Genomic DNA, 7,967 nt, shown 5'->3' with positions numbered 1-7,967 from the left:
ATTCCCTTAAAGGCTATCTGCAAAAGAACAATCCCTTTTTCGGATGCCTGGTAGGACGTTATGCCAACCGTATTGCCAATGCCCGTTTTTTGCTCAATGGAAAGGAATACCGCCTTGCGCCCAATAACAATGGCAATACCCTGCACGGCGGTATCACAGGTTTTGATAAAAAAGTATGGGACGCCGCTTATGCGCCTGAAAGCAATACACTTCAACTTTATTATGAAAGCCAGGATGGTGAAGAAGGCTATCCTGGTAACCTGAAGGTGACAGTAGTGTACAGTTTAACCGAAAAAAGCGAGCTGATCATTGACTATACCGCCGTTACAGATGCACCGACGCCTGTAAACCTTACCAACCACGCGTATTTTAATTTATCTGCAGGCAGCGATGCAAACATTCTTGATCACGAATTAACACTCAATGCTCAATACATCACAACCACGAACAGCAAAATTATTCCTACCGGCGACCTGCTTCCTGTAAAGAATACGCCCTTTGATTTTACCTCTCCCAAAAAAGTTGGGAAGGATATAGGCGAAACAGGGAATGGTTATGACCATAATTTTGTTTTGGATAATCTCACCGGTAAACTGCAAACGATCAGCACATTGTATCACGCAGCCAGCGGCAGGTGCATGGAAACATCAACTACCCAGCCGGGGGTTCAGTTGTATACCGGTAATTATTTAGATGGCAGCCTGCAACATACGCCCGGTAATATCAAATACAACAAACATGGAGGTCTGTGCCTCGAAACACAGCATTATCCCGATTCACCCAACCAGCCCGGTTTTCCCAGTACCATACTGCATCCCGGTGAAAAGTACCACCAGGTAACTGTGTATAAATTTATGGTTAAATGACTTTAGGTATACTCCGGGTGAGTTGTTGTAAAGAGTAGCATATTATTCTGAAATAGATTAATAGTAGTAAACAGTAAATTGAATGAACGGCTCTCTTCAATCGGTTTGGATATTTAACAGCGAGGAAGGTAAATTCCCAGGAGGTATTTTTTCGGACAAGGCTAAAGCTGAAAACTGGATACGGGAACATAAGCTTACCGGGGTACTTACCTTATATCCCTTAAATGAAGGGGCTTATGACTGGGCTTTAAACAAAGGATATTTTACTCCTTCAAAAGAAAAAGAAAAATCCCCCAATTTTATTGGTTCTTTTTCATCTGCAAGTCAGCAACATTATCACTACCTGGATGGAGAACCAGACTAAAGGCCGGTTGCTTAATGCTCTTGTGCCGAATAAAGCTCGGGAAATCCCACCTCCCTGCACCGCGCAAATGTTCTAACTTCGCAACCGCTATCACCGTCTTACCCGGCAACCCAAAATATACATATGCAAAGCACAGACCCGCAGGTGCGGATAAAACAGGAACTCGTTAACAGCATTACGCATGGATTTGGTATACTGTTCGGTATTGTATGTATCCCCATCCTTATAGCAATGGCCACCAAAAGTGAAAATACACCGGGCATTGTTGGCGCTGCCATTTACGGATTTTGCTTTTTAATGGTGTTTACCTTTTCCACACTGTATCACGGCTTTCAGCACGAGCAGGCTAAAGAAGTATTGCAGGTGCTTGATCACATCAGTATCTATTTCCTCATTGCAGGAACCTACACCCCTTTTTTGCTCATCTATATGAACAACGGATTTGGTATTACATTGCTGTGTGTATTGTGGGGACTAACGGCACTGGGTACGGTATTTAAAATATTCTATACAGGCCGGTGGAATAAATTATCCACTTTTATTTACCTGGCCATGGGCTGGATACTGGTAACCGGCGGACGCACATTTTTTGTAGCCCTGCCGCAACCGGTGCTCGTCATGCTGCTTATCGGAGGCGGACTGTACAGCCTGGGTGTTATTTTTTACCTGTGGGATAAATATATCTACAACCATGCCGTGTGGCATTTCTTTGTGCTGGCAGCTGCCATTTGCCATTATGTAGCCATTTTGCTGGCGGTGTAGTAAACGCCTGAGGCAGATAGTATCATATATGCGGGGAGAAGAGAAAAGACAAACGTGCGACTTTTACGTTTCCCGTTTGCCGTAAGTAAAGCCCGGAAGCGCTAATTTTGCATCCTCAAAGCCAGTCAGTATGAATCGTAATAAAGCAACAGGCCTAACCGTGAGCATGGAGCGGGTAACACAGCAAACTGTTTTTCCCATACTTTTCGCCATTAGTTTTTCGCATCTTTTAAACGATACCATTCAATCCATTATTCCTGCGATATACCCGCAGCTCAAAGAATCTTTTTCCCTGAATTTTGTACAAATAGGATTGATAACGCTCACCTTTCAGCTCACCGCATCATTGCTGCAACCCCTGGTGGGATTGTATACCGATAAAAAACCACAGCCGTTTTCGCTGGCGGTAGGCATGGCTTTCACCCTTGCAGGACTGGTATTGCTTTCAGGCGTGGAAAGTTTTTACGGCGTTTTGCTGTCTGTTGGGTTGATCGGCGTTGGCTCCTCTGTTTTTCATCCTGAAGCGTCCAAAGTGGCCTATATGGCTGCGGGCCTGCGGCGCGGGCTGGCACAATCTATTTTCCAGGTGGGTGGCAACGCAGGTTCTGCTATCGGCCCTTTGCTTGCGGCATTCATTATTCTTCCACACGGCAGGCACAGCATTTTGTGGTTTTCCACGATCGCCCTGCTGGCTATTTTTGTATTGTGGAGGGTAGGTTTGTGGTATGGCGCCAGCTACCTGCACATTGCCAAAAAAACGAAGACCATTGCTATCCCGCATCACCTCTCAAAAAACAAGGTAACCAGGTCTGTCGTCATACTCCTGCTGCTGATCTTTTCAAAGTATTTTTATATGGCGGGCATCAGCTCTTATTTTACTTTTTATGTAATAGATAAATTTGGCGTAAGCATACAGCAATCGCAGGTTTACCTGTTTGTGTTCCTTGCTGCAGTTGCTGCGGGCACGCTGGCTGGCGGACCCATTGGCGACAGGTTCGGCCGTAAATACGTAATATGGGGTTCCATACTGGGCGTAGCCCCTTTTTCGCTGGTATTGCCTTATGCCAGTCTTTTCTGGACGGGTATTCTGATCTTTATTATTGGTGTGATACTCGCTTCGGCATTTTCAGCCATTCTCGTGTATGCACAGGAGTTATTACCGGGTAAAGTGGGCATGGTATCGGGGCTCTTTTTTGGCTTTGCCTTTGGCATGGGAGGTATAGGATCGGCGCTCCTGGGCAAGCTGGCCGATATCACCAGTATTGAATATGTATACAAAGTATGCTCCTTTTTGCCGTTGATCGGGCTGCTTACCGGATTTCTCCCTAATTTGAAACAGCAGAAGGTGTAAGGATATGTGTTCATCTTTTTAGAGCGGTAGACGGTCTTTATCAGAAAAGCAAACGATTTTAATATGGAAGCGCAGTACCAACAGGGATTTCCCGTACCCCGATTGTTTTTAGATATTTCGGCAGATAATATGCGGACTATGACATCGTATATTGATTTTGCAAAAAAGGCTGTATCTGCCCTTGACCCCGCCGTCATCCAAAAAATAGCCACACAGCTTGGGTTATCCTTTGTGCCGGAAAAGGAGAAAGAAAGTGAGGTATGTTTTATCAATAGTGAAGAAGTGCGCCCCGAGTTCAGGCTCAGCTTTGCGCCGGTTGATTTAACGGATTACATTTTGGGAGCACTGCACCATTCATATAATGCCCTGAATAAGCCACTACCGGAAACCGGTCACATTACGGTACCTTATCCAAAAGACTCCGTTGTTTTTTGGGAATGGGTGAAGCTTGGAGAAAGATTAAGGCACGATCAGGATTGAGCTTTGCATATTTCATCGGTTGTAAAGTAAATACCGGTTCGGTTTTGAATTATACGATGAAAGAAGCAAAGACTGGAGCAATGCCGAAGTTGATATTTTTATTGGGGTTAAATAATGAGGCAGGGTTTGGAATGCACCCAAATAGTTAATATAAAAATCACATTCTTTCGGTTAAAAAAAATATCTTTAACCGGAAAGGTCTTAATAAAATATCAGAGGAAAACGCTCACTAAGCCATTTTACATTATGAAAGAAGCAAAACGCTTATTATCCCGGAGGCAATTTGTTGCCACTGCAGCAACTGCTGCCGTTACCGCCCCTGCGATCTTTAGCCAAACGGCACAGGCCGCTTCCCGGAACGGAAAACTCAATCATGCCAGCATCGGTGTTGGCGGAATGGGTTTCCACGACCTGCAGCAATTCAAAAGCCATCCCAATGTACAGGTTGTTGCATTGTGCGATGTAGATGCCAGTCACCTGAAGAAAGCATCGGAGCTTATTCCCGGCGCAAGGTTGTACAGCGACTGGCGGGAACTGCTTAAAAAAGAAGGCAGAAAAATTGATTCGGTAAACGTAACGGTGCCCGATCACAATCATTTTCCCATAGCCATGCAGGCTTTAAGGAACGGCAAGCATGTGTATTGCCAGAAGCCCATGTGCCATGATGTTGCTGAAGTGCGGGTGCTTACGCAAACTGCCGTTAAGTCCGGGGTTGTCACGCAACTGGGAACACAGATCGCTTCGGGTAAGGGCGACCGAACGGCCGTGCGATGGATCAAAGAAGGCGCTATAGGAAAGATCAAACATGCGTACCTGTGCTCTAATCGTCCGGGCGCCATTGATACTTACCGGCTGGTGGGCCCGCGGCCGGCAGAGGGACAAGAACCACCTGCACATCTCAACTGGGACCTCTGGACCGGCACAGCTCCGTTGCGTCCTTATACGCCTGAAATTTATCATCCTACCAAATGGAGGGCATGGCAGGATTTTGGAACGGGCTGGTCGGGTGATATTGGCTGCCATATATTTGACGCGGTTTGGAAGGGGCTTGGTTTAAAGCCACCCATATCTGTTGTTGCGGAAGTACAGCAATCATGGAAAGATTCACCGGAACGGAGGGCGGATACCTGGCCACAGGGTGATCACATTACCTGGATGTTCCCAGGAAATGATTTTACGGAAGGTAAAGTGTTGCCGCTGGAATGGTTTGATGGTGCGTTTTATCCGCCACAGGAAATACGGTCTTTGTATAACGGCAAAGAATACCCTGCAGAGAGCGCTATGCTCATCGGCACGGAAGGTGCGCTGCTGATACCACACGGAGGGATGCCGGTATTATTGCCGGAAGATAAATTCGGGGCGCATACAGTTCCTGAACTGGAAGAACGCAATCATTACCATCATTTTGTTGACGCCTGCCTGGGCGGGCCGAAAACCGAATCGCATTTTGCACAATCCGGCCCAATGACCGAGGCTATTATTCTGGGTACCGTAGCCATCAGAGTGCCCGGACAATTGCTGGAATGGGATACGCTGAACATGAAGTTCCCCAACTATCCTGATGCTGAAAAGTATTTGCGCCGGACCTATCGTAAGGGCTGGGAAGTAAAGGGGGCATAAGAGGGCGGCGGCGGAAAAGCCTTATCGTTTCAGATTTGTCGTTCCACGGTGTGTCCAATATACATGATTTCTTATAGCCCGGCGTTTCGGGTTTGCAAATAATATTCATAAAAAAATTTCGATATGCCTGCTCACAATAACGATGCTTACAACGCTTCACGCCGTTCGTTTTTATTAAAAGGTGCCATGGCTTCGGCAGGCTTGCTGATTGGCGGTTCTGCTGCATGGTCAAAAGCATTTTCGTTTGGTAAAGTGCCCAATTCAAAATTCTTTGGTGTACAGATCGGTGTAATTACGTATTCATACCGCAGCATGCCTCACAATGTGGAGCAATTGCTGCAGTATATTGTTAACAGCGGCATCAGCGCTATAGAGCTGATGGGGGAATCGGTGGAGGATTATGCGGGCAAACCGGCAGATAAAAGCAGGGTGGCTGAATGGCGTGCCGCGGTTTCTATGGATAAGTTCAGGGAGGTAAAGAAGATGTTCAAAAAGGCCGGTGTAAGCATCTACGCTTTCAAACCCAGCGCACTGGGCACAAACAATACCGATGCAGAAATTGAGTATGCGCTCAGGGCTGCCAAAACGCTGGGGGCCCGTTCTGTTACGGTTGAGCTCCCCAAAGATCCTGCCCACTCCCAACGATTGGGAACACTTGCCGCAAAACATAAGGTATACATCGGTTACCACGCCCACACCCAGGCCACGGATACCGCATGGAATGAGGCATTGAGCCAGTCGCCTTACAATTCCATGAACCTCGACTGCGGCCATTATATAGCGGCGGGAGGCAACAATACAAAAGAAAGCTTACTGGCTCTTATCGAGGCAAAGCACGACCGCATTACAAGCTTCCATATAAAAGACCGCAAAACCAAAGAAAATGGTGCTGCCAACCTGCCCTGGGGCCGGGGTGATACGCCCATTAAAGAAATCCTCAATCTTCTCAAAGAAAAGAAATACGACATCCCCGCCAGCATTGAGCTTGAGTATAAAATTCCCGACGGCTCCGATGCGGTAAAGGAAACCAAAAAATGCCTCGCCTATGCAAAGGAGGCATTGGGAGCTTAATACCATTTTTGATCGCAGGGTTGACCAAAAGGTCGTTGAACGTCTTTGCGGGGGAGGAACGACAGAAGCGATCTCATTGAGTGATAAAAGCTTAATTATTTGAGATTACTTCACCTCGTTCGCAATGTGACGACCTTCCTGGTCAGCCTCATACCGGTTACGATACCGTTGCCGCTGTTTCTGTTTCAATTTTAATACCCAGTAAAGTATAGAACGATCTCAAAATAGCGGGATGCCCCGGCCATGCAGGAGAAGTAGTGAGATTACCGTCTGTTACCGCCTCATCAACGGCTACGTCTTTATAGATCCCGCCTGTTAGGGCAATATCCGGACCAATAGCGGGATAAGCCGTAAGTGTTCTTCCTTTTAATACACCCGCAATGGTTAGGATTTGAATGCCATGGCATATTGCTGCCACCGGTTTGTTGGCATCAAAGAAATGGCGGGTAATTTCCAATACTTTTTTGTTGAGCCGGATGTATTCGGGCGCCCTGCCACCACATATATACAGTCCGTCGTAATCTTCGGGGTTTACTTCGCTAAAGGTTTTATTCAACTGAAAGTTGTGCCCCCTCAGCTCCGCATAGGTTTGAAAGCCAACAAAATCATGGATCGCGGTAGCTACCGTATCGCCCGCCTTTTTATCAGGGCAAACGGCATGTACTTCGCAACCAACAGACAGTAAGCTTTGAAAAGGTACCATTACTTCATAGTCTTCGACGAAATCGCCGGCCAGCATTAAAATTTTCTTTGACATGGTAGTAACATATTTAACGATGTAAAGGAATTAACGTGTGTGTAAAGTTACTAAACCTGTACTTTTAACCGGGCAAATAACAAAGTGCATTCCCGCACCGTGTTCTGTTCCCCACCGGCGCAGGTTTGGTGAGCAGACTGTACCGGTATTGTTGCTTATTTCAATATGTTTTAATTATGCAGGGTGCGTAGGCGCTTTGTTGGCACAAGTGGGACTCTTGCGACTGGTGTGACATTGCTTACTTCGAGATAGGAATCCACGGGGTTGTGAAAAAAAAATCACCAATTGGTTGGGCCCAGCGAATAAGTATGCGACCCTCCTTCATTGTCTATGTAAACATAAAAATCAATGGTCCCTTTTAGTTCAAGAATTGCGTACCAAGAATTTAATTCTAAAAGTCCTATTTTCTTTTTTTCTTCCAATGCACTCCAACAAGAAGTCCATGCCCAATCCTCATCTTCTTTATCAAAATAGATCTTCGGTCTATTAGTACCCCGTATAGATGACTCCTCATAGCAAAAACTTGAATCAATTATATGGTCAGACAATTTAAATCGATTAAAATTTTTATCAAAAACAGAAACATTACTATCGAGTAATTTAATTTTTGCAATCTGAAAGCCTTGGTATCCACCATTTGACCAATTCGTGCTATAAATATAGCTTCTTGTTATTGTCACGTTGTTACCACATGAA

At 45.9% G+C, this 7,967-nt stretch carries 9 protein-coding genes; 7 read left to right on the top strand and 2 right to left on the bottom strand.

What is annotated here, in order from left to right:
- The 7 genes from PLH26_RS06165 to PLH26_RS06135 all read left to right on the top strand — a co-directional run.
- A partial coding sequence (locus PLH26_RS06165) for an aldose epimerase family protein (protein ID WP_324585124.1) occupies positions 1-866 on the top strand: 866 nt, incomplete at its 5' end.
- Between the two features lie 82 nt (positions 867-948).
- Positions 949-1,230, top strand: coding sequence for a DUF7710 domain-containing protein (locus tag PLH26_RS06160; RefSeq protein WP_324585123.1), 282 nt, complete (start codon positions 949-951; stop codon positions 1,228-1,230).
- Between the two features lie 123 nt (positions 1,231-1,353).
- Complete coding sequence (gene trhA, locus PLH26_RS06155; RefSeq protein WP_324585122.1) at positions 1,354-1,992, top strand: PAQR family membrane homeostasis protein TrhA; 639 nt, start codon at positions 1,354-1,356, stop codon at positions 1,990-1,992.
- 130 nt (positions 1,993-2,122) lie between these two features.
- The gene (locus PLH26_RS06150) at positions 2,123-3,343 is read left to right on the top strand and encodes an MFS transporter (protein ID WP_324585121.1); all 1,221 of its coding nucleotides are present in this window, start codon (positions 2,123-2,125) and stop codon (positions 3,341-3,343) included.
- Positions 3,344-3,481: 138 nt separating this feature from the next.
- Positions 3,482-3,823 (top strand): hypothetical protein, encoded by a 342-nt coding sequence (locus PLH26_RS06145; protein WP_324585120.1) that lies wholly within the window; start codon positions 3,482-3,484, stop codon positions 3,821-3,823.
- Positions 3,824-4,069: 246 nt separating this feature from the next.
- On the top strand, positions 4,070-5,443 hold the full coding sequence (locus tag PLH26_RS06140) for a Gfo/Idh/MocA family protein (RefSeq protein WP_324585119.1): 1,374 nt from the start codon (positions 4,070-4,072) through the stop codon (positions 5,441-5,443).
- A 123-nt stretch (positions 5,444-5,566) separates the two neighbouring features.
- Positions 5,567-6,514 (top strand): sugar phosphate isomerase/epimerase family protein, encoded by a 948-nt coding sequence (locus PLH26_RS06135; protein ID WP_324585118.1) that lies wholly within the window; start codon positions 5,567-5,569, stop codon positions 6,512-6,514.
- Positions 6,515-6,671: 157 nt separating this feature from the next.
- On the opposite strand, the gene PLH26_RS06130 is transcribed toward PLH26_RS06135, so the two are convergent.
- Together PLH26_RS06130 and PLH26_RS06125 are read right to left on the bottom strand one after the other, a co-directional pair.
- Entirely contained in the window at positions 6,672-7,271 is a 600-nt protein-coding gene (locus tag PLH26_RS06130; protein ID WP_324585117.1) for a DJ-1/PfpI family protein, read from the bottom strand.
- Positions 7,272-7,549: 278 nt separating this feature from the next.
- Positions 7,550-7,951, bottom strand: coding sequence for a hypothetical protein (locus tag PLH26_RS06125; protein ID WP_324585116.1), 402 nt, complete (start codon positions 7,949-7,951; stop codon positions 7,550-7,552).
- Positions 7,952-7,967 lie beyond the last annotated feature (16 nt).

The organism is Agriterribacter sp. (assembly GCF_035444585.1).
In the GTDB taxonomy this organism is placed as follows: Bacteria; Bacteroidota; Bacteroidia; order Chitinophagales; family Chitinophagaceae; genus Agriterribacter.
This window is presented reverse-complemented; position numbering and strand designations above follow the sequence as displayed.